This is a genomic window from Pseudalkalibacillus sp. R45 (assembly GCF_052246725.1).
Taxonomy (GTDB): domain Bacteria; phylum Bacillota; class Bacilli; order Bacillales; family Fictibacillaceae; genus Pseudalkalibacillus.
This window is the reverse complement of sequence record NZ_JBQQCL010000031.1, coordinates 1-22,905: the sequence shown is the minus strand read 5'-3', so window position 1 is coordinate 22,905 and position 22,905 is coordinate 1. Positions and strand designations below refer to the sequence as shown.

General features: G+C 39.8%; 23 protein-coding genes and 1 pseudogene. 17 read left to right on the top strand and 7 right to left on the bottom strand.

Annotated elements, in window-relative coordinates; translation table 11 throughout:
• Positions 1-70: 70 nt before the first annotated feature.
• The 9 genes and pseudogenes from ACTWQL_RS24005 to ACTWQL_RS23965 all read left to right on the top strand — a co-directional run bounded on the left by ACTWQL_RS24005 (position 71) and on the right by ACTWQL_RS23965 (position 8,120).
• The gene (locus tag ACTWQL_RS24005; protein ID WP_443144882.1) at positions 71-445 is read left to right on the top strand and encodes a VOC family protein; all 375 of its coding nucleotides are present in this window, start codon (positions 71-73) and stop codon (positions 443-445) included.
• A gap of 200 nt (positions 446-645) precedes the next feature.
• Positions 646-1,689, top strand: a complete 1,044-nt coding sequence (locus tag ACTWQL_RS24000; protein WP_443144881.1) for an ArsR/SmtB family transcription factor — start codon at positions 646-648, stop codon at positions 1,687-1,689.
• A gap of 27 nt (positions 1,690-1,716) precedes the next feature.
• The gene (locus ACTWQL_RS23995; protein WP_443144880.1) at positions 1,717-2,943 is read left to right on the top strand and encodes an MFS transporter; all 1,227 of its coding nucleotides are present in this window, start codon (positions 1,717-1,719) and stop codon (positions 2,941-2,943) included.
• Between the two features lie 191 nt (positions 2,944-3,134).
• Positions 3,135-3,976, top strand: a pseudogene (gene xerA / locus ACTWQL_RS23990) (site-specific tyrosine recombinase/integron integrase).
• Positions 3,977-4,152: 176 nt separating this feature from the next.
• Positions 4,153-4,440: a DUF5316 domain-containing protein gene (locus ACTWQL_RS23985; protein ID WP_443144879.1), complete on the top strand. Its 288-nt coding sequence runs from the start codon at positions 4,153-4,155 to the stop codon at positions 4,438-4,440.
• A 484-nt stretch (positions 4,441-4,924) separates the two neighbouring features.
• Entirely contained in the window at positions 4,925-5,350 is a 426-nt protein-coding gene (locus ACTWQL_RS23980) for a hypothetical protein (protein WP_443144878.1), read from the top strand.
• A 246-nt stretch (positions 5,351-5,596) separates the two neighbouring features.
• Positions 5,597-6,091: a DinB family protein gene (locus ACTWQL_RS23975; RefSeq protein ID WP_443144877.1), complete on the top strand. Its 495-nt coding sequence runs from the start codon at positions 5,597-5,599 to the stop codon at positions 6,089-6,091.
• Positions 6,092-6,411: 320 nt separating this feature from the next.
• Positions 6,412-7,308 carry a putative RNA methyltransferase gene (locus tag ACTWQL_RS23970; RefSeq protein ID WP_443144876.1) on the top strand — a complete coding sequence of 299 codons (897 nt, stop codon included), beginning with the start codon at positions 6,412-6,414 and terminating at the stop codon, positions 7,306-7,308.
• A gap of 260 nt (positions 7,309-7,568) precedes the next feature.
• Positions 7,569-8,120, top strand: a complete 552-nt coding sequence (locus tag ACTWQL_RS23965) for a GNAT family N-acetyltransferase (protein WP_443144875.1) — start codon at positions 7,569-7,571, stop codon at positions 8,118-8,120.
• Positions 8,121-8,404: 284 nt separating this feature from the next.
• On the opposite strand, the gene ACTWQL_RS23960 is transcribed toward ACTWQL_RS23965, so the two are convergent.
• From ACTWQL_RS23960 to ACTWQL_RS23950, 3 genes are all read right to left on the bottom strand, one after another.
• Entirely contained in the window at positions 8,405-9,601 is a 1,197-nt protein-coding gene (locus ACTWQL_RS23960; protein WP_443144874.1) for a DHH family phosphoesterase, read from the bottom strand.
• A gap of 85 nt (positions 9,602-9,686) precedes the next feature.
• The gene (locus ACTWQL_RS23955; RefSeq protein WP_443144873.1) at positions 9,687-10,652 is read right to left on the bottom strand and encodes a threonine ammonia-lyase; all 966 of its coding nucleotides are present in this window, start codon (positions 10,650-10,652) and stop codon (positions 9,687-9,689) included.
• A 127-nt stretch (positions 10,653-10,779) separates the two neighbouring features.
• Positions 10,780-11,154 carry a VOC family protein gene (locus tag ACTWQL_RS23950; protein ID WP_443144872.1) on the bottom strand — a complete coding sequence of 125 codons (375 nt, stop codon included), beginning with the start codon at positions 11,152-11,154 and terminating at the stop codon, positions 10,780-10,782.
• A gap of 195 nt (positions 11,155-11,349) precedes the next feature.
• On the opposite strand from ACTWQL_RS23950, the gene ACTWQL_RS23945 reads away from it, so the two are divergent.
• The 4 genes from ACTWQL_RS23945 (at position 11,350) to ACTWQL_RS23930 (ending at position 15,077) form a co-directional block, all read left to right on the top strand.
• Positions 11,350-12,216 (top strand): hypothetical protein, encoded by an 867-nt coding sequence (locus ACTWQL_RS23945; RefSeq protein WP_443144871.1) that lies wholly within the window; start codon positions 11,350-11,352, stop codon positions 12,214-12,216.
• 226 nt (positions 12,217-12,442) lie between these two features.
• Positions 12,443-12,781 (top strand): hypothetical protein, encoded by a 339-nt coding sequence (locus tag ACTWQL_RS23940; protein WP_443144870.1) that lies wholly within the window; start codon positions 12,443-12,445, stop codon positions 12,779-12,781.
• Positions 12,782-12,846: 65 nt separating this feature from the next.
• A complete protein-coding gene (locus tag ACTWQL_RS23935; RefSeq protein WP_443144869.1) occupies positions 12,847-14,547 on the top strand; it encodes a DUF2207 domain-containing protein in 1,701 nt (566 codons plus the stop codon).
• A 119-nt stretch (positions 14,548-14,666) separates the two neighbouring features.
• A complete protein-coding gene (locus ACTWQL_RS23930) occupies positions 14,667-15,077 on the top strand; it encodes a DUF4181 domain-containing protein (RefSeq protein WP_443144868.1) in 411 nt (136 codons plus the stop codon).
• 120 nt (positions 15,078-15,197) lie between these two features.
• On the opposite strand, the gene ACTWQL_RS23925 is transcribed toward ACTWQL_RS23930, so the two are convergent.
• The 4 genes from ACTWQL_RS23925 to ACTWQL_RS23910 all read right to left on the bottom strand — a co-directional run bounded on the left by ACTWQL_RS23925 (position 15,198) and on the right by ACTWQL_RS23910 (position 17,052).
• The gene (locus tag ACTWQL_RS23925; protein ID WP_443144867.1) at positions 15,198-15,563 is read right to left on the bottom strand and encodes a DoxX family protein; all 366 of its coding nucleotides are present in this window, start codon (positions 15,561-15,563) and stop codon (positions 15,198-15,200) included.
• A gap of 13 nt (positions 15,564-15,576) precedes the next feature.
• Positions 15,577-15,987, bottom strand: coding sequence for an SRPBCC family protein (locus tag ACTWQL_RS23920; RefSeq protein WP_443144866.1), 411 nt, complete (start codon positions 15,985-15,987; stop codon positions 15,577-15,579).
• Complete coding sequence (locus ACTWQL_RS23915) at positions 15,977-16,312, bottom strand: ArsR/SmtB family transcription factor (protein WP_443144865.1); 336 nt, start codon at positions 16,310-16,312, stop codon at positions 15,977-15,979. Before ACTWQL_RS23915 ends, ACTWQL_RS23920 begins: the two co-directional genes overlap by 11 nt.
• A 293-nt stretch (positions 16,313-16,605) precedes the next feature.
• Positions 16,606-17,052, bottom strand: coding sequence for a cupredoxin domain-containing protein (locus tag ACTWQL_RS23910; protein ID WP_443144864.1), 447 nt, complete (start codon positions 17,050-17,052; stop codon positions 16,606-16,608).
• Positions 17,053-17,453: 401 nt separating this feature from the next.
• On the opposite strand from ACTWQL_RS23910, the gene ACTWQL_RS23905 reads away from it, so the two are divergent.
• The 4 genes from ACTWQL_RS23905 (at position 17,454) to speB (ending at position 22,736) form a co-directional block, all read left to right on the top strand.
• A complete protein-coding gene (locus tag ACTWQL_RS23905) occupies positions 17,454-18,833 on the top strand; it encodes a sigma-54 interaction domain-containing protein (protein ID WP_443144863.1) in 1,380 nt (459 codons plus the stop codon).
• A gap of 63 nt (positions 18,834-18,896) precedes the next feature.
• Complete coding sequence (locus tag ACTWQL_RS23900) at positions 18,897-20,300, top strand: YjiH family protein (protein WP_443144862.1); 1,404 nt, start codon at positions 18,897-18,899, stop codon at positions 20,298-20,300.
• A 69-nt stretch (positions 20,301-20,369) separates the two neighbouring features.
• Positions 20,370-21,677: an aspartate aminotransferase family protein gene (locus tag ACTWQL_RS23895; RefSeq protein WP_443144861.1), complete on the top strand. Its 1,308-nt coding sequence runs from the start codon at positions 20,370-20,372 to the stop codon at positions 21,675-21,677.
• Between the two features lie 78 nt (positions 21,678-21,755).
• On the top strand, positions 21,756-22,736 hold the full coding sequence (speB, locus tag ACTWQL_RS23890; RefSeq protein ID WP_443144860.1) for an agmatinase: 981 nt from the start codon (positions 21,756-21,758) through the stop codon (positions 22,734-22,736).
• Positions 22,737-22,905: the final 169 nt, after the last annotated feature.

Below are 22,905 nucleotides of genomic sequence, written 5' to 3'. Positions count from 1 at the left end.
TGTAAGGTTTTTCTCGTTTTACTCGTTATAAAGGGTAGAAGTCGTAAAAACCACAAAGGAGAGTGTTAATATGAAAAGCCCTATCATGAACCAAATCAATACAATTTTTGTCCATGTGAGTAATTTGAAAGAGTCTGTCCAATGGTATTCAGAACTTTTGGGTCTTGAGTATGAGCTAGAAAAGGTGATCGCCCCAGTTTATAACATAAACATCAATCACCATACTGGATTGACGTTGGATGCAGGTCCAGAGGATATCATTAAAAACTCGAGAACCAATGATTGTCCATTGTTCAACTTTCACACTGAAGATATTGATGTAGCCTTTAATTATGTAGAAAATATGGGCTATAACATCGTTTCCAGTATCATTAGATTTGATGACTTTTCTTTTTTTACTATCAAAGATCCAGACGAAAATATCATTATGATTTGTACTGGTTAATGTCAAATTAGAGTAGTTATTCCGTTATAGGGAGCTTATCCGTAATAGGATAAGTTCCTTTATTTTGTTTTATTTTAATTATTAACAATGGGACAGGTTTATATTCAATAATTTTAGAATTAATCATTCTAAAATTATTGAATATCGTCTTTCGAAAATATAGAATGGGTTTATAGAAAATTGATTTTATGGAGGTACATATGAACGTACTCAACATTGCGGGCAAGAAAAGAGAAACTTACCAAGTACACTTAGAATATTCTTTATTGTGGGAGAGTGCACTAGGAATAGCAGCTGTTACGAATAAACGTCTTTTTGACACTTTGGAAAAGGAAAAAGAATTTGAAAGATTACTTGAAGTCATGCCTAATGATTTATCAGTTGAACTTAAGTATGTAGAACAAAACAATACTTGGAAATGTTTGCTTCAACTATTGAATTATTATGAGGATAACTATGAACTTGAGACCTTTACTACATATATCGAAGGACTTTCAGAAAGAGAGATAAGGTATATTTGTTTACCCTTTATTGGTAAGAATGCTCAAAACATTAGAAAACGAGCATCGGATCAAGATATGGATTCCATCCAGGTGTTGAAGGAATTAACATACGATAATCATTTTTTTCCGGACTACATTGAATTTATCTGCAATGTTGATGTCTTGGATTTGAAAAAGCACCTGGTAAGTGTAATCTCAAAATGGTTTCAAGAGGTTATCAACCCCGCATCAGATAAAATAGCCAACATTCTTAAGAATGACTTTAAAACCAAAGAAATAATGAAGGAGAAAATGGGTGGTGAAGAATTTGTTCACTGGGTAACTGGAGGGATCAATTATGTGCCAGAACCCGATGTTAAAAAGGTGTTACTCATTCCTCAATTAACTTATCGGCCATGGACAATTGAGTCTTACATGGAAGAAATGAAGGTATTTTATTATCCAGTTTCTAATGAAAGTATTAATCCTGAGGATCGGTACGTACCAAACTATTTTTTAATTCAAAAACATAAAGCTATAGGGGAAGAGGTTCGGTTGAAGATGATCAAACTCCTCTATGAACGGGACCATACTTTACAAGAAATAACGGACAAACTTGATTTGGGAAAATCAACAGCCCACCATCATCTAAAGAACCTAAGGGCAGCCAAATTAGTTGATATTAAGTCGTCTAAATACAGGTTAAGAGATACATCAATTCATTCCTTACATAAGGAGCTGGAGCTTTATTTGAATCAATAGGTCAAACTATTTTGAAAGGAGTTTTCTATGGAGAAGACGGTTTTAAAAAATCGTGGATTTGTCTCTTTATGGGTTGGAACAGCAATTTCAGGGCTAGCAGGGGCTTTCGGAACATTTTGTAATTCAATTTTGGTTTATGACATCACGGGATCAAAATTAGCTCTAAGCAGCATGTGGATGCTCTATTTCATCCCTTCCATCATTCTTCAGCTCGTTAGTGGACCATTTATCGATAGATGGAGCCGGAAAAGGATTATGATTCTTTCACAATGGACCAGGGCAGCCATATTTTTGGTTCCTCTATTAACTTTAACAAGTGGAAGTTTAGAACCCTGGCATATCTACACAGTTCAAATTATCATTGGATTAATAACGCCTTTATATGTACCAGCAAGTCAGGCAATCACACCTACCGTTGTCTCAAAGGAACAATTAAGTGTTGCCAATGCGTATATCGATGGTACGGCTAGATTGATGATGTTTTTGGCGCCGGTTTCAGGTGGGATTGTCATTGAATACATTGGGATCAAGTTAACAATGTTATTTGTAGTTGTTTCTTTAGCAATCAGCGGTATTTCGTTATTTTGGATTAAGGAAAATCGAATTTCAAAAGATATTCGTTCCACATGGTTTAAGCAATTTACAGAAGGGATCAGTTATTTCTTTAAAGAGCAACGAATTGTATGGTTGGGTATTTTCCTGGGCTTTGTCCAGTTCGGTGTCGGCGTTACGATGGTGATTAATTTACCTTATATTATTGATATTTTAAATGGAAGTTACGATGAATATGGCTTATTTATGGCAGGTTTTCCTTTAGGATACGTCATCGGCTCCATTTTTGTGGGGAAGATGAAATATAAAAGTAAAAGGATGATCATGTTAGGAGCACTTGTTATTGGTGGGTTAACATATGTATCATTAGGGATTATTCATACCATTTACTTGGCAATCTTTGTGGAAGTTGTTGCAGGGATTGCAATGGCCTTTTTCAATGTACATAATACAACGATTAACCAACAATCCGTTCCGGATCATCTTATGGGAAAAGTCTTTTCCGTCCGATTGGTCATTATCAGAGGAGTAATGCCTCTAGGTGTTTTAGTTGGTGGAGTAGTAAGTGAATTATGGGGAATAAGACCTTTGTTCATATTGATTGGTACGCTTATCTCATCTGCGGCACTGATCGGCATTATCTTTCCCTATTTTAAATTTATTGATGGACCAGTTACTTCGAGTAAAAACATTGCTACCTAGGAATATAAGATATTCAAGAAAAGGGAGTTCTTCATTTATATGAGAAGCTCTTTAATGTAGGTTTCAAAAGGGTTAAAAATAATTGGTAAAACTCTAATTCTTATATTGTTGAATAGCTTGAGTATAATATTCGTTTCTTTTGAGCATAATAGGATCAAGAATAATTGATTCATAGCTTAGGAGTGAATGGTTTGCTATTATCTCAAGCATGGGAAAAATATCATCTCGATAAGAAGATCGAAGGTTATTCACCACTCACGTTAAAAACATACTGTTTTCAATACAACTTGTTAAAACGTTACTTTGATGATATCGACATGAACCTAATAACTACAGATCAATTAAAAAGATACCTAATCGAAGCTGGTGAACAATTAAAGCCAGCCAGTTTAGGACATCGGGTTCGTTGTATTCGTTCTTTATTCAAATGGACATATGAAGAAGGTTTCATTCCCCAAAATCCGGCTGCTAAGTTAAAGGAACCTAAACTCGGGAAGAGAATACCCAAGTCCTTACGGAACTTGAAATTGAACACCTTAGAGAGGCATGTCAGAATCCCATGGAAAACGCGTTGTTTGAATTCTTCTATTCAACGGGTTGTCGCATTGGAGAAGTCGTCAAACTAAACAGGGATGATATTAATTTCACTACAAACTCTGTTATCGTTCATGGTGAGGGAGATAAGGAAAGAGAGGTTTATTTCAACACCCGCTGCTCTCTTTGGTTGAAAAGATATTTAGAGGAACGCGAGGACCAGGAAGACTGCTTGTTTATTACGGAGAGGAAACCCAATAGAAGAATGAGTATCGATTTAATAAGATACATTATCAAACGAATATCGAGTAGGGCTGGTATTAACAAAAGCATCCATCCACATCAGTTACGGCACAGCTATGCGACACACATGATAAACAATGGAGCACCAATCGAAGTGATCCAAAGTCTTTTAGGACATGAAAAGAGTGAAACAACCAAAATCTATGCACAGCTAAGTGGTAAACTAAGACAGGATCTATATAGTAAGTACTTTTAAATGCACGTCGATCATAGGCGTGTATTTTTGTTGTTATAAAATAAGTTATTGAGTTAAGTCATACATTTTGAAATAATTGGTATTAAAGAAGTGGGCAGGATTCTGTAATAAGACAATAAAAGTTCGGAACCTTTCAGACAGAATTTCGTATTGATTATTAAAGGGGGAGATCTGGAATGAAAATAAGTTTATTTCTTGGAACTTTGGTCGCCTTCACACTTTTTCTTTGTTGGTATTTTACTAAGTCAGAGTTATTCATTACTGTTTCAGGTGGGGTAGGTTTAATAAGTCTAATCATCGCAGGGTTATTATCTGGAGTCTTTATTAGCGGAGATAAAATTAGAGCTAACACTGCAATTGAAGATAGTAAGGAACGTAAAAAAAGAAATAAAGGAATGTTTGTATTTACTTTATTTGGGGCTCCTAATTTTATTGTAGGGATTTTATTAACTGTATTATCATAGCATTGGTTTAAATAATTTTCGATCTAGGAAACTGTGGAGAAGTTGTTTACGAGGGGGCTTATCTTGAATAGGGTAAGCTCCATTACTGATGAAATTAGTTATTGAGTAAGAGTCGTATTAAATTAGAGGTGGTTTTCTGAGAGGAGTAGAGGAGGTAAAAGTGAGAGAAGTTATATCCGCAATTTATATATCAATATCTTTTTTAATGTTTATGTTGTTTTATATGCTTCGACAGCTACCTGATTTGCATTTTAGTCTTTCTTATGATTTTATAGCTTGGATGCCTTGGATAACTTTAGGAATAGGGATTTATTATTTCTTAAGCAGAAACAAGAGTTAAAATTAAAGCGATCTTCAATAAAAGGGGGCGGTTGCTGCACAGTGGGGGCTATCGCTTATTGGGCTAACGAGGCAAAAAAAGCCCTATTTTGTTGAAAAAAAGGTAACAGGTTTCACAAAAAGGTAAAAGATGGAGGGAATATGAATGGATATACTAAAACAAAGGGTTTTACAAGCATTGAGTTTAACAGACGACTTCTATAATCATATAAATGATGGTTGTTTAAGATTAAAAATATCAGACGTACCTTCAAATACAATTGGAGAACAAGCATATTGTATTATCGGAGCAAGAGAAAGTTACTTAAAGGCTTTAAAAATTAGTCAATGGGCTGGATTTGATTGTAGTTTAGTTGATAGCAATGATAAAACTTTAATAATTATCAAATTGGAAGAAACTTATACAAACATAGAGCGATTTTTACAAGATATTAGCATAGATGAAATTAACAATAATTTACTGATCGATTTATTAGAACATGAGGTTCAGCACCACGGGCAGTTAATTCGATATGCTTATGCTAATAAAATTGAGTTTCCAAAAAGCTGGAATATTCGTTATACCGTTTAGTTTTCTTCTTCAACTATAGGGGGTATTTCTCTAAGAAGGAGAAATGCTCTTTTTTATGGAAGTAAAGGTTGAGGAGATAGAAACTTTGAAAAGTAATTTTATATATGCAAAAACTCCGGATGATTGTTGAAAGAAGTTTAAGGATTGGCATGACACCTTTATAAGGGAGCTATCCACAACACACCGCAAATCAATTGTGACCAAAGGGATTATCTATTAAAGTAATTAAATTGGAGGGAATAGAAAATGGATGTAAAGACACTCTTGTTACAACAATGGGCAAGCTGCTTAGATGAAGAAGACTGGTTTCCACCTCTTGAAAAAGTGCTAGACGATATTACATTAGAACAGGCAATTTGGAAACCAGCTGATGGGTCAATGAATTCCATTTGGGAATTAGTGTGTCATTTGCTTTTCTTTGAAAAGAGATTTCTGATGCGCTTTCTTGGTGAAACAGAGAATGAACCACACGCAGAAAATAATGATTCTACATTTCAATTACCAAATGAGACGTTAGAAAATTGGAAGGAAACAAAACAAGAATACTTTTATGTTCACCGTGAACTTGGAAAAATACTAGCAAAATCAGACCATGACGATATGTATAGACAAATCCCAAAAGAAGATTATCCATTAGTACTTGAACTGAAGAGTTTAGCAATGCACGCCGCATATCATATTGGGCAAATTGTGTTCCTTAGTAAAATGCAAGGAGCTTGGCCAGAGAAACGAAGTTTTTAAAAAAGCTTCATTAGCTTTACAGTTATTCAATTATAGGGGGCGATTCTGCAAAAGAATCGTACCCTTTCTTTATAGAGGGAGTTTAGTGGAATAAAAGGTTTTGCAATTATGATAAAGACTCGTTATTATTATCAATGGGTTTAATCCCTAGCTATGTAAATAAGGAGTTATTACCATGATTATTCAATTCATTCGTTATAGATAAATATAGGTATAGACTATTTTCAAATCCAACTCATAATTTTTTTGAAATTATGATGAGGGTTTATTTGTCTATGCCTTTTTCATTTATCTAAAAACGAATGAATGAGGTGACTTCTTTGTTACAAGAAAATAAAAGAATAAAGAGTGCAAATTATGTAAGCAATTATGACGCTATTTTTGCTTGCCCTATTTGTCAATCGACTATGAAGGTTTTGGAGTCAAAAAGTTTAATCTGTTCAAACCAACATACGTTTGATTTTGCCAAGCAAGGTTATATCAACTTTACGTCTTACCCAGTTAAAACGAAATACGGCAAGGAACTTTTTGAAGCACGAAGAAAACTTATTACTGAAGGTTCCTTTTATAAACCATTAAGCCATGCAATTGCAAAAATTATAAATGAACATAAAGGTAAGACAAAGGAAACAATATCTATACTTGATACGGGGTGTGGCGAGGGTTCACATCTATCGAATATTTGCGATATTGTTAGTTCTGACTCTTTCAAAAGTGTAGTAGGAGTAGGGATAGATATTTCTAAAGAAGGTATCATGGTAGCTTCTAAGAGCTACTCTAATAAGATTTGGGCTGTGGCTGACCTTGCAAACACCCCATTTAAGAATAAACAGTTCGATGTTATTCTCAATATCTTATCTCCTTCAAATTATGCTGAATTTAATAGATTGTTGAAAACAGAAGGTTTAGTAATAAAAATTGTACCTCAAAGGGGTTATTTAAAGGAGTTAAGGGAATACGTTTTTCATAAACCTGAAAAACAAAATTATTCTAATGCAGAAACTGTGGAGAGATTTAATGAGAATTTTCAGTTTGTAGATTCTTTAAGGTTAAGTTATACGATGAACCTTAACAAATCTTTAATTCAGTGGTTGGTTGAAATGACTCCTTTAACTTGGACAGCAACAAAGGAACGAGCAAAATCTTTTCTAAATAAGGATGCTGCTCAAATAACTGTTGATTTGGAGATCTTAATCGGTAAAAAGACGATTAAATAATAGATAAGACATTTAAGGTAGTCCCATTTTGAGGCTACCTTAATGTTTGTTCTTCAACTAACGGTGGCACTTCTGGAATATAGTGAGGTGCCTTTTTTCAATATAAGGACCAATAATAAAAAAATTAGTGGACAGCAATTCATCTTCTAATTCCTTTAAATATCAAGTTCCTAAAAATTAGGTAAAAGACCTTATTTGGATTAAACCAGATAAGGTCAGTTATAATTTTTTTATTGAAATTATAAAAAGGGAGGATGTCGATGATACAACCTGAAATTATTGAAACGAAGAGACTTAAACTGGTTCTCGTATCAATAGAGCATAAAGAACAATTATTTAGAGTTTATAGTGATAAAGAAACAACTCACTATGTTCCAAGAGAAACCCATTTGACAATCTCTGAAACAGAAACACTAATAAACAGACTTATCGATCAAATAGCTGAAAATAAAGCAATCGTATATTCTATATTAAACAAAGAGGACCAGCAATTTATTGGAGCAGTAGGTTTGTACACTTTGAATTTGGAACATAGAAGAGCATCAGTAGGAGCAGTTATTCATAGTAATTATTGGAGTAAAGGGTACGTGACAGAGACATTAGAAAAATTGATTAACATCGGTTTTAATGAGTTAGATCTAATTAGAATTGAAGGTATGTGTATGCATACGAACAAAGCATCAGAAAAGGTCATGAGAAAGTTAGGAATGACATACGAAGGTACATTAAGAAGTGATTTGTTTGTCAAAGGAAGCAGTTATGATTCAAAAGTCTATTCGATACTAAAAAATGAGTTTACTAAAAAAAACTGATTGATTCGGTAACGTAATATTATTTAGTATGGAGCATCGTTCCAGGGATGAGCTATTCTCCAATAGGGTGTTTTCAATAATAACGATCTTTCGCAATAGGGGGCTTGATAGTATAAGCTACTCAGCAATATAGCATAGAAAAAAGCTCAAACCTGAGCTCTTTATCTTCTGAATTCCTTTGCGAAACTCGATGTGTATACTGTACGATTTGCCTTACACGTGAGATTTGCAAAAACATATATCTAGCCGAAAACCTTTGCCACTCAACTCGCCACTTTAAATCTTCATCTCTTAGCCTTCAACATGAACGCTCTCAAATAGGCTACATAATGCTCATCTCGGGCGAGCCAGGCAGAGTGATTCCTTTTGACGTATCTTTCTGCTTCTTCAAAGCTTGAAAAGCGGTGTGATATCGGATTGCCGTTGCGTTCGACAATCCATTGTTCCGACTCTTCTGCATAAATGAATAGCCGATCCTCATTTCGATTTTCATATAAACAACCCTGAGCGGTTTCTTTGAGATTGTAATGGTTCCGGAATGCATCCTGTCTCATCGGTTCGATAATAAAAGCAGCTCTCGCATAGATTTCGTAGGATTCTTCGTTCATGGAACAACCGGCTGCTTTTGCATGTCCGCCACCCCCAAAATATCCGGCGACGGCAGAGACATCGACATCATCATGGATCGTCCTGAAACTGATCTTTCTACCACCCATGTTCAGAATGGTAATGTAATCGAGATGACGATTGGCTGTACCTAGTTCATTTCCGAGCTCAGAATGATAGCTTTCTGCATGGACGATGCCAGTGCAATAATCACCGACGAAGGTTTGGACGAGCTCCCGTTTTTTCCTTCTGATATAGCGTTCGATCTTATCTTCTTCCATTTCGAGCAGCTTTTGTTCGAACTCATCGAACTCGAAGTGGTCCATACGCTCAAGTCTCGGAACCATCTTTTCGACAAATTCGTCAATCGAGACCATGAAGAAAAGATCATTCAATTGTTTCGCTTTAAGATTGTCGTTCTGTTCCCATTCCCAGGTATCATATTGTCGGACCAGCTCTACAAATTTTTCGAGTGCAGCTGATGGTTCAAGAAGCTGATGATGAACGAGGTAACCATATATAAGGGAGGTCGCACATGCCAGTCGTCCATCGTCATATTCAACTTTCACATAACCCCAGTCATAATCATTAAAATGGAGTGCCGTTTTATGGTGATCGATCAGCTGTACTTTCCCGCCTTCTCGCGCAAATTCATCCAGCGCTTTTTCATTCTTCTCATTGACAGAGAGGTCTGTGATGTACAAAGTCAAATCTTTATTTTGTTTCTCATCTTTTCGTTCAAGGAATCGCTCTACCTGGAAGTCGAGCCCCATCACCGAATTATAACGAACATCAATTTCGTTGCCGAACGCTATCTTAGCCACGATTCCACAGCCTACACCATCAAGATCATTGTGCGTGAACAATTTGTACATGAGTAATCTCCCCTGATTGTCAATAGTTTCTAAGCTGTTTTAGTGTTGTTGAAAACAGAATGAACTATTCATGAAAAAATCAGGATTAACAAATCGTTTCTGTCCCTACCATCAGGGTGCTGATTCTCGCCAGATCCACGTTCCCCCCGGAAATGACTGTCACGACCTTTTTCCCTTCAAGAGGAAGCTTTTTGTTCAATAATGCAGCGATCGTCACTGCACTTGATGGCTCGATGACTTGTTTCATCCGTTCCATGACAAAACTGAATGCTTGCCGGATTTCGTCATCGGAAACCAAAACGAGATCGTCCACGTATTTCTGAATAACTGGAAACGTCATATCCCCAGGCTGAGAAGCTCGAAGTCCGTCAGCAATCGTGGAAGTTGCCGGGATTGACGTGATCTGTGCATTTTTCAAAGATAAAAACGTGTCATTCGCGGTCTCTGGTTCAACTCCGTAGACCTTGATGTTCGGATTGGTTTCTTTCAAGGTGGTTAAGATGCCGGAGATAAGTCCGCCGCCTCCAATCGGGATGACAACCGCATCCACGTCCGGCATCTGATCAAGGATTTCAAGTCCGGTCGTGCCCTGACCAGCCATGATATACGGATCGTCATATGGCGGTATGAAAACACCATTTTGATCCTCTGCAATCTCGATCGCTCTCGGAATCCGTTCTGCTGAGGTCGTACCGCATTTTACGATTTTACCATCATACGCTTCAATTGCACTCATTTTACAAGGATTCACATCTGTCGGAACAACGATCGTCGCAGGAATGCCTAGCTGTTCGGCGATAAAAGAAACAGCTTGCCCGTGGTTTCCTGAAGAAGCTGCGGTAACCAATTCCGCGCCTTCTTTCGCAACTTGCTTGACCTTGTTGGTGGCACCACGAATTTTGAATGAACCCGTCTTCTGTAGGTGCTCACATTTTAAAAAGACATTATTCTCACAAAGCTTCGATAGCTGGCTAGACTGGAGGATGGGGGTGGTATGGATCGTGTCATGAATGTTTTCACGTGCATTTCGTATATCTTGAATCGTAATCATGTCATCTTCTCCTTTTCCATCTAAATAAAGTACCTGACACTACCTTTCGAGAAACCTGAACGCCATTCCTTTACCAAAACCCAATTAAAAAGTGATTCTGATCAATACAGAATCACTCTTTCCTTCATTAATTATGTACCTGTAACTTGTTACCGCTTGGATCGAAGAAATGGAAGTAATGATGCCCGTTGTCCTCCTGAATTTCATCGGTCTGAATGCCTTGAGCGGATAATCTGCTATGCAACGCGTTGATATCGGTAGTGGTAAAACCGACCGAAAACTCTGGCTGGCCACCAATTGTGAAATGACCTCTGGAGCCCTGATCTGCCTCGACCAATACGAACAAGGGTCCAGATTCAAGCGCCATCACCGCGAGCTCACCGCTATTATGCCTCAGGGTAAAACCAAGGCGTTCGGTGTACCAGGTCACGGACTCCGACAAATTGGTGACAGGTATTCTGAAATAATGAATTTCGCTGAGTAAGGATTGACTCATTTTCATATCTCCCTCCTAAAAATTTACTGAATCAACACTTCGATAAATGGTGAAGAAGTCCTTCTATCCACCTCTCAAAACATTCTATTCAATTATTTTACGTTTTATGGTTGTAACATTTGTAAAACTATTGTAATATAAAACAAGTCTTTTTGAACGAAGGAGCCAGGAAAAACATACATACAACAGGGGGAAGGGAACTTGGCCGGATTTTTTAGTTTTATAGGATTCATTGCCTGCATCGTTTTTATCGTGATGGCGATTGTTTCTACGATGAAAAAAACAGGAAAAGCAAAGAAAAGTCTACTGTTTGCAGCAGGAAGCTTCATTATATTCGTGATTGCAATTTCAAATACGGCAACACCTGATACGGAATCAGCTAGTACAAAAGTGAATGCAGAGGAAACGTCTAAGAATGAAGAAAAAAGGGAAGGAAAATCAGCTGAAGATCTAGCGAAGGAAAAGGAAGCAGAAGAAAAAGCGGAAGCAAAGCGTAAAGAAGAAGCACGTAAGAAAAAAGAAGCTGAAGAAGCCAAGAAGAAGGCTGAAGCTTTGAAAAACAGCGGGAACAGTGATACTGCCACCGAAATGTTCGAACTTGAAGCAGGTTTCGTCGTATTCAATTCAACCTATACAGGCGATGGTAATTTCATTGTTGAATTGAAGGATAAGAACGGGAATACGATCGAGCTCTTGGTCAATCACATCGGATCTTACAATGGGAAAACGATGGCGCATATTCCTGCAGCTGGAAAATACTTGTTGAATGTACAAGCTGAGGGTGCATGGACAGTAAACGGTTCTCAAGAGGTACCGGAAGAAACGGATTCCGGTTCGATCAGCGGTACAGGAGATGATGTGCGTTTCGTACAAATCGATTCCGGCATGAAGCGATTTTCCTTCGACCACAAAGGTGACAGCAACTTCATCGTCATGGCGAACGGTTCAGTACTCCTTGCAAACGAAACTGGAAACTATATCGGATCAAAAGCACAAAAGGTCCAGGATGATGCGGTCTACCTCATCAGCATCAAATCCGAAGGAACATGGAAGATTGATATCGAATAAATTATATACTTATACAATAGAAGAAACTCGTGATTTCCTGTAATGGAGATGCCCGGTTTTCTGTTTTACTTAAAGAAAATATAACAATACTTTCTTCAGTATAGGCGCAACTAATGGCTCAGCCTGCGCCTAGGCAGTTTTCTTTAATTAATGATGAATGTTGAATCCTATTCCTCCTATAAACGTCTAACCCTATGAAATAAATACTGTGACAAGGAGAAGTGCTATGGATCCTGTCTTTCTGATTGAATATGTATTACTGTTCTTAGCTTTTGTGCTTTATCAGGTCTGGGCATTAATAAATCAGAAATCGTTGAAAGTTAAATTGATCCCGATGTTTATTGTCTGTGGGCTCGGAATCCTCCTATCTTTTTTCGTTTCCTGGTACATTTTCATGTTTGCCGTCGTACTGATCGAGACGACACTTTACGTTACAATTGCAGTCATCTTAATTGAAATCATCTTCGAAGCCAAGAAATCTGAGAAAAGCTCCCGTATCTTTAAACTGATCATCCTCGAAATTCTGTTTATTTTTATTTTTTTATGGTTAAGGAGAATCATGTAATCCAACCAATTATGAAACCTTTCATATCCTGTTCTCGTAAAGTTATATGAAAGCAGGTGCTGAAAATGTTCAAACGATTCATTCCCATAATGATCTTCATCGTTTCGTTGCTTCTGTTTCCTTCTGAGGCGTTTGCGGTGGACTATTCGATAACCCGCACACAAATCGATGCATACCTGGAGGAAAACGGAAACGTAATCGTTGAAGAGAAGCACACCTATGAATTTGAAGGAAAATTTAACGGGATTACGAGAGAATTGATACCGAAAAAAGGAACATCGATCGCCAATTTTCAGGCGAGTGAAAACGGACAACAATTGGAGATTGAAAAAGCTAAAACACTCTATAAAGTCCATCGGAAAGGGAAGGACGAAACCATTACGGTCGATCTCAAGTACATGATCGGAGGTGGCGTCGATGTCTATTCTGATGTGGGGGAGTTCCACTGGCCGTTTTTTGATAAAAGCAATGAATCAACCTATGAAAATCTGACGGTAACGATCCATCCGCCTCGTGAGACAGATGATGTCATCGCTTTCGGGTATGATGAAGCTTTTGATAAAGCAGCAGTCCAGGCCGACGGCACTGTCGTATATAAGTTCGGAAAGGTTCCCGATGGCAAAAATGGAGACATCCGTGTTGCCTATGATCAGGCTCTTTTTCCAGCAGCCACCGATATATCAGATAAAAAAATGAAAGGTGAAATCTATAAAGCGCAACAACAGTTGTACAATGATTATGCAGCAAAAGCCGAAATGCGGAATCATATCGAAATGATCGGTTTCATCGTCATCCCGATCTTCGGACTCACGATCCTTGTGCTGATGTTGAGGACCGCGATTCAGAGTCTCAGCCAAAAACGAGCTATGGAAAGGGAAGCGAACCTTTCTGATCGAATCCCGGCACTCAGGATGAGCATGCCAGCAACGATCCATTTTACAAATTATAAACTGCTGCCGCCTGAAGCGATGTCAGCGGCTTTAATGGATCTTGTCCGGCAAGGCTATATTGAGAATGTTTCTGAAGAGCGGTTCCGTATCCTCAAACGTGATGGTGCTTTGAAACACGAGAGAATCCTCATGGAATGGCTGTTCGATGAAATCAGCGAAAGCGATGAATTCAGCTTGGATGACTTGACCAGCTATGCAAAAAATAAAAATAACCACGGAACCTATCAAAGGTTTGAGACCAGATGGAAGCAAGCTGTAGCAGAAGAAACGAAGGAACACAGCCTCTATGAGAATAAGACGAAGTACCGTACTGGCGTTGGGATATCGAGCATCCTGTTGCTCCCGCTCATCATCCTTTTTCCAATCTATGAGCTTTTTGCGTGGATGTTGTTAGCTCTCTTGTTGATGGCCCTGACCATCACGTACGCATTAGCTTATAACCCGAAGACGGATAAAGGTCTGAGGATCCTATTCGAATGGAAGGTATTCAGGGAAAGATTCCTCCGCCTATCCGAAGACGATTGGCAGTCCTGGTCAGAGGATGATCGGTTGCGTGCCTTTATCTACGGACTCGGCACTAAGAATAAGAAGATTATTAAGAAAAATGAAGACTACTCGAAAGTTTTCTATAAAACGAAAACTGGCAGTCCAGAGATCGCTTATTCGATGGATATGAGCACGTTGATCATTGCGTCCTCCGTTGCATCAACAAGCTTCCATTCAGCACATCGCTCCTCGGCTTCCTCTTCAGGCGGTTATTCCAGTACCGGGGGAAGTGGAGCAGGTGGCGGTGGCGGAGGATCAGGAGCTTTTTAGAAAGGACTCCAGTAAAAAATCTAAATCAGGGAATAAAAATGGCTCGTAAATGGATACGGGCCGTTTTCCTTTATTAAAAGATTGTAAGAGGAGGGGATTTTTGGTATGGGATTGAACCAATGATTTGGGTAAAGTCAATTCTGCTGTTACTCATAATGACATTATTGATAGTAACTTTTAATGCCGTAATGAGAAGATGGCTAAAGGTTGATAAGAAAACTTTTTCATCATTAAACCCTGTAAATGAACGACATAGAAAAATAGATTGGGTGATTCGGTTAGGTTTTATTGTCATTTTGATATTCGGTGCATTCACTAACGTCACGCGAGATCCTATGGACAGAATTTGGTTCTTGGAAACTAATATTCTTGTCTTTGGATTAATAATTGTATCTGAATCGGTTCGAGCAATTATGGAGAAAAGATATGCGGAAAATAAAAATGATTATATGTATACGATCCTTCAATTAATATTTCTTTCAATAATAACCATTTCAGTATTTACAACCATTTTCTTTGGATGGTTTTGAAAACAGGTATATAAGATAAAACTGCTCAATTTTTCAGATTAATAGAATACATATTAAGCAACAAAAATAACTGCACTATGAAGGGCAGTTATTTTGTGTTCAGGTTTTAACTGGATGTCATTATAGGGGGAGGATCAGGTCGTTTGCATTCATGATGAATAGTGTGAGGACTAATACAAGAAATACGATCGCAGGTGCCGTTTTGCCGAATGGATCTTTTACCCTTAGATGCGCAAGGCATGCCATCAACATTGTAATGCCCAGCCAGATGCCTGCCCATACCACGACCCACCCATACCAATAGCCAATCACTAATACAGCTGCTCCGATTAACTGGACGAAACCGGTAATGGCACGAAACCATTGTGGCAGTCTAAGCTCATCGAAAATATCGGTCCAGTATTTCGCACCTACCACCTTAGCACTACCTGAAAATAAAAAGTAAGCCGCCAACAAACTTTGAAGAATGATGGAAATTACATCCATTGAATTGTCCTCCTTAATTAAATTGAAATCTTGCTAACAGCGTTTCAAGTTCGGCACCCATTTTTACCCATCCGTATTTCGCACCATTGTATGAAAGGCTTTCGCTCTGAAATCCGGTATGTTCAAGATGTAGATGGGTACGATCTTCAATCTTATTCAATGTCCACGTAACCGTTGTGTTTTCACCCGCGGTAACCCAGGTATAGGACAATCTGTAAGGCTCCTCTACAATGAGCACTTCAGAATCGACAATTCCATTCCAATGCTTAGTCGGCTCAGCGCGAAACTGGAATTTGTGACCGACGATCGGTTCGAAGTTGTTATCCATTACCCATTTCGCCAGCATAGTTGAGTCTGTTAACGCATGCCATACTTTCTCGATTGGACTATCAAATTGGAAGTCCAGTGAAATTTCAGGTTTCATTCTCTTCCTCCTGTAATAATTGCCGTAAAAGTTCCGCTCTTTCATTCCAGAATTTCGTGTAAAAGGATACCCAGTCTTCAATTTCTTTGAGTGGCTCAGCGTTAAGTCGATAGCGGGTTTCTCGCCCGACTTTTTTCTCCTTTACCAAATCTGCATCCTTTAGGATTGACAAATGTTTTGAAACAGCTGTACGTCCCATTTGGAAATGCGGAGTCAACTTATGGAGTGGGGACTCCCCTGTTTCAGCTAATAACCGAAGTAATTTGCGACGTGTAGGGTCGGCAACAGCGCTATAAACATCTCTCGTTTCGTTTTTCTTAATCAATACCACCCTTCTCCTATCTATATCTAGATTGGTCACTAATTGGTGTCGTATTTATATAACCATAATATGACACTATAAGGTGTCCTGTCAAGGATTGGTAAAACTTTTTGTTCATCTTTTTTGTTTACAAACACCGAATAAATAATCAACACGATAAGACTGATTGGGACAGGAGCGGGAGAAAAAAGCGAGGAGCAGTCCCGCAATCCTTCTCAGAAAATAGCTAATGTGAAAAAGCGTACACCTAAGGAAATAGGGTACGCCTTTTAGTACTTTAAATATAAGCGTATTGATTAATCGACTACAATGTAAGCGATCATCGGACCATTGTGTTCGATATCTGGATGTGTTTTGCAAATAAGCCGGTAAATTCCTTCTTCTTTAAAATGCAGCTTTACAATGGTTTCTTCGCCTTTTTTCACTATTCCTTCAATGTTAGTCCCTTCAATATAAAATGGGTGCTCTTTACCGTTGACTCCATATATGCTCAGTTCAACAGGTTGATCATGGGGAATATAAATCGTACCGGGATCCCAACGGTAAGCTTCGATTTCCTTTCCGTCATCCATTGCCGATTTAAATTCTCCGGTGACCATATTGATGACTTTCTTTTCTGTAGATGTTGTCCCAGTGGTCTCCACAACTTCCGGTTTTACGATGTACCATGTTCCAATACCGAGGATGATACAGATGGCGATAAACAGTAACCCCAATTTCTTGGGAACGAATAAGACTTTCACAAAATCCCTCCTCAATCAGCTTGTCTCGTATAAATGTATGTTGGAAGTGGAGTGGAATTGTCTTTTTTTTTAATGCAATTAATAATATGCCTGCGTTATTCCGGCGGATTTGGAAGCGAATCCGGCCAGTTTGACGCGTAATCCGGTATAATCCGGCCGCTTTTGAACATAATCCGGCCAAAGGTTACTTTTTACACCAAATACAAAGAAATTCAACCGCCAATCCAACGTGATCACTTGGTGAACCTTTGAGAAAATGTTCTCTTTACGTTATATTTAAAAATAAATAATATTCAGAAATGAATAATAATAGGTTTATCCTGCCATGAAAGCTATGAGCCTGATAATCTATTCAAAAATGAATAATACAAGCTATCTCGTGAAAGGAGTAATCATCCACTATGAAAGAAAAACAAAAAAATTTCGATGAAAATGAAGTCATGCTCCATTCTTTGAAAGATGACATTCTCGTTACCAATTTAGATGGCACGATTTTAAAAGTGACCGATACCACCAGTAGCATTTATGATATCAAGCCCGATGATCTGCTTGGCCGTTCCGTCTATGACCTCGAACAGGAAGGGGTTTTTACACCGATCATCACTCCACTGGTTTTAAAAACAAAAGAGAAACAGACAATCGTACAATCCACTCATAATGGCAAAAAGCTCCTGGTCACCGGTGTCCCAGTATGTGATCAGGACGGGAAGCTCTGGCGGGTGGTCAGCTATTCTCACGATATTACGGAATTGATGAAGATGAAGAGCTATTTCCTAGAAATGCAGGATGAGATGGACAGGGTGAAAAACGAACTGAAACGATTGCGTAATCAAAACTTCAACAACGATGGAATCATTACGAAAGACAGGGAAATGGAGAGATGCCTGATGGTCGCAAGCCAGGTGGCAGAAGTGGATGTGAACGTTCTTCTCCTAGGTGAGTCAGGCGTCGGGAAAACACAGCTTGCGAAGTATATCCATAACCAGAGTCCCAGGAAAAACAAGCCATTCATCGAGGTGAACTGTGGCGCGATTCCACACTCGCTTTTTGAGGCCGAGTTTTTCGGATATGAAGGCGGCTCATTCTCCGGGGCAAGCAGCAATGGGAAAATGGGGCTGGTTGAACTTGCAGAAGGAGGAACGTTATTTCTTGATGAGATCGGTGAACTGTCGCTCGAACACCAGGTAAAAGTATTGAAGTTCATACAGGAGAAGTCCTTCTACAGAGTCGGGGGTACGAAGGTGAGAAAAGTCGATTTCCGCTTGATTTCCGCGACGAACCAACCACTTGAGACACTGGTTGATGAGAAGCGGTTCAGAAAAGATCTCTATTACCGGTTGAACGTCATTCCGATCACGATCCCGCCACTTCGAGAAAGATCAGTCGATATCATGCTGTTAATCAAACATTTCCTCGATCTATTCTCTAGAAAACATAACCGGGAGAGGGAACTGGATGAAGCGGTGATGCAGCAATTGCTGAACAACGAGTGGAAGGGGAACGTACGTGAGCTGATGAATTTGATTGAACGTATCGTTGTGACATCCCCATCTCCCATCATTTCGATCCAAGATTTGCCGGACGCTTATGTCAATGAAACAAATGGGCATGCTCCATCCAACCACGGCCAGCAGCCATTGAAAGAGACTTTGAAACAAGTAGAAAAACGCTTGCTATTAGAAGCGAAGCAAAACTATAAAACAACGACAGAGGTTGCAAGACGTTTAGGAATCAGTCAACCTTCTGTCGTCAGAAAATTTAAAGAATACGGAATTAAGTGAAATTTGGCATGAAACTTGCATTAATACTTGGTAAAACCAAATTCGTGATCCAAATCAGAAAGGATGAATATTGTGAGAGCTGAAAGAAAAGTGGTGTTTGAACAAAACGTCACAGAACAGCCTGTTTCTTATTCGTCAAGGGACAAGCTGAAATTCATCATTCCGTCGCTGCTGGGACTCTTCTTGTTTTTAGTGCCTATCCCATATCAGGGAAAGTGGACGATCGGTGTCGGGGTTTTAGCAGAAAGCCTGCAAGCAATCTTCAACCCTTATTTACCCTTATTTATGACTACGGTCTTGATTCTATCGGTCGTCCTTTCATTTGTTGGAAGGTTCATGCAACCCGATTGGATCGTACGTTCACGTTTTCTCGATGATTTGTTCAATGTGAGTGGTTTCTGGATAACGATGCGCGTCCTTGGATCGGTATTTGCAATCATGACATTGAACCAGCTTGGTCCAGAATTCATTTGGTCCGACTTTACCGGCGGCACAGTCTTAAACTCACTCGTACCGGTATTGACAACGTGGTTTCTATTTGCCGGACTATTGATGCCGCTATTACTCGATTTCGGACTTATGGAATACATCGGAACCGTGGTACGGAAGATCATGCGTCCGTTGTTCAAACTTCCAGGACGTTCTTCGATCGATGCGATGGCTTCCTGGATGGGAAGCGGCACAGTTGGAGTCTTGATCACAACAAAACAATATGAAGAAGGCTACTACTCAAAGCGGGAAGCTGCGGTCATCGCGACGAACTTCTCTGTCGCATCCATCGCTTTCAGTCTCGTCGTGATCAGTTTCATCGGTTTGGATCATATGTTTGTTCCATTTTATCTGACGGTGGTGGTATCAGGGTTGATTGCAGCGGTCATCTGTCCGCGAATTCCACCGTTATCTAGAAAAGAAGAAACGTACTATGAACCGGTCGGAAAACAGATTTCAGAAGACGTACCAGATGGTGTTTCCCGTTCCCAGTGGGCCGTCGATAAAGCGGTCGGTAAAGCGAGTGAAGTGAAAAGCGCGAAAAACGTGGTCGTCAGCGGGTTCCAGAATGTGCTTGATATCTGGTTCGGTTTGATCCCGCTTGTTATGGCACTTGGAACGATTGCGCTTGTGCTGGCTGAATTTACACCGGTATTCGATTATCTGGCTTATCCGTTCGTTCCGATCCTGGAGCTTATGCAGCTACCGGAAGCTAAAGCGGCTGCGCCAGCGATGCTTGTAGGTTTTGCGGACATGTTCCTCCCGGCTGTGGTAGGGAAATCGATTGAAAGTGAGCTTACGAGGTTTGTCATCGCAGGAATCTCATTGACACAGTTGATCTATATGTCTGAAGTCGGCATCCTGTTGCTCAAATCGAAGATTCCTTTGAATCTATTTGAACTGGTGGTCATCTTCTTACAACGGACGATCATCACCTTGCCAATCATCGTCGTCATGGCACACCTGTTCTTCTTTTGATATCTAACAGGTTATATTTCTACAATTCGTATGTAACTCAATAACTAATTTCATGTAGGAGAGATCGATATGACACAACAATGGGATGGACGCTTGGATCGATTATCCTCGCGTCTTGCACCGAGTATGGCGAAGGATCACCCGAATCTGCCAGTGGTAAAAGAAGAAGGCTGTTACTATTGGGGGCTGGACGGGAAAAAATATCTTGATTTTACATCAGGCATTGCGGTCACGAATGTGGGGCATCGCCATCCGAAGGTAGTCGAAGCTATCAAAAGAGGCGCTGATCAATTACTACATGGACCTTCCGGGGTCATCATGTATGATTCCATTTTAAAATTAGCGGATGAACTTGCTGAAATCGCACCTGGTGACATTGATTGTTTTTTCTTCGGAAACAGCGGCACTGAAGCAGTAGAAGGGGCGTTGAAGTTAGCCAAACACGTGACGAAACGCCCGTATGTTTTATCATTCAGAGGATGTTTTCACGGTCGAACACTCGGTTCGCTCGGTGTAAGCACATCGAAAAGCAAATACCGTAAATATCTGCAGCCGAACGGGTTGACCTATCAGCTTTCGTATTACAATCCTGAAGAAACAGAACAGGAAGCGATCGCTAAACTTGAAAGAGAGTTTAACGAATTTTTTCAGCATGTGGTTCCGTCGGATGAAGTGGCGGCGGTCATTCTGGAACCAGTCCTCGGTGAAGGCGGGTACATTGTTCCACCTAAAAGCTGGGTGAGAAAGATTCGGGAATTGTGTGACCATCATGATATCCTGCTTATTTTTGATGAAGTCCAGACAGGCTTTGGCCGTACAGGGAACTGGTTTGCTGCGAATACCTTTGAGGTGGAGCCGGATATCATGGCGATAGCAAAAGGAATCGCATCCGGACTTCCAATTGGTGTCACAGCAGCATCACAGCATTTGATGAAACAATGGCCGCTCGGGAGCCATGCAACCACATTTGGCGGGAACCCTCTGGCCTGTGAAGCAGCATTGGCAACGATTGAGGTGATCAGAGAAGAAAATCTCCTTGAAAACACAAGATTCATCAGTTCTTACGCCACACAAAAATTAGAACAGCTAAAGGAAAAACACGAAGTGATCGGCAAAATACGTTCTCTGGGTCTTATGATCGGTATTGAAATCAGAGACCCGGAAAGCGGAGAGCCTGATGGGGAAGCAGTGCTCGAAATCCTTGATCTCGCGTTGCAGGAAGGTGTCTTGTTTTATCTATGCGGAAATAAGGGTGAAGTGATCAGGATGATTCCGCCATTAAGTGTGACAAAGGAACAAATCGATGACGGCATCGCTATGCTTGATGAAGCACTAGAGAAATTTTCAGCTAAAAACCGCCAAACGCAGCATGCTTAACAATTACACATGACTTTGTATATGAGAGAAACTTGTTATTTTAATAGAAACAACGAGATATAGATTAGGAGTGATTCCATGTATCAACCGAAAGATTCTTCTAAATCACCACGTTTCACAGGTGTGAGAACCTTTATGAGATTGGAAAACATACAGACAACGGAGGACGTAGATATTGTCATTGTCGGCGTCCCATTTGATACAGCGGCTTCCAACCGGGTCGGTACACGTTACGGTCCTCAGCATGTACGGAACTTCTCCGTACTGCTGCGTCCTTACAACCCGGATCAAGAGATTAATATTTTTGATTATTGTTCTGGTGTAGATTATGGAGATATCGACGTTGTACCGGGTAACATCCATCGATCCTATGACAATATCGTAGAAGGGTTGACGCCTATTCTCGAGAACGGTATTACCCCGATCATTATCGGTGGGGACCATTCGATCTCACTCGGAAACCTCAGGGCTTTTTATAAAAAACATGGTCCGATTTCACTCGTGCATTTCGATTCTCATGGAGACACATGGGACAATTATTACGGTGAAAAATACATGCACGGAACACCGTTCAGAAGAGCAGTTGAAGAAGGGTTGATCGACGTCGACCATTCGATACAAGTCGGAATGCGCGGACCGCTATATGGACCAGAAGACATTGAAGATGCACGTGATCTAGGATTTGAAGTTATCCCGATGAAGGAAGTCAGGAAACTCGGTCAGGAAGAAGTGCTCCGTCGTATCCACGAACGTGTAGCTGACAATCGCCCGGTGTTTGTCACTTACGATATCGATTTCGTCGATCCAGCGTATGCACCAGGGACAGGGACACCAGAGGTCGCTGGGCCAACCAGTCATGAAGCACTTGAATATGTACGTGGTCTCGATGGGCTTAACATTGTCGGCTTTGATCTTGTAGAGGTACTCCCGGCATATGATCATGGGGAAATAACAGCAGCGCTTGCTTCAGCAATTGCATTTGAAATGATCAGCCTTGTTGCCCTGAAGAAACGAAGAGAAAAGTCACCTGAATTATCCTCTCAGAATTCAAGTTACTAGATTCCTTGATTTCACAGTATGATTTGCATAACGCATGCGGTTGGTACTTACCCCCGAAAGTTAGAGTAGAAAATCTGACTTTCGGGGGTGTTTTTATGGCTAAATACAGCGAGGAATTTAAAATAAAGCTTGTCACCGAGTATTTATCTGGCAATCTTGGATATGGATC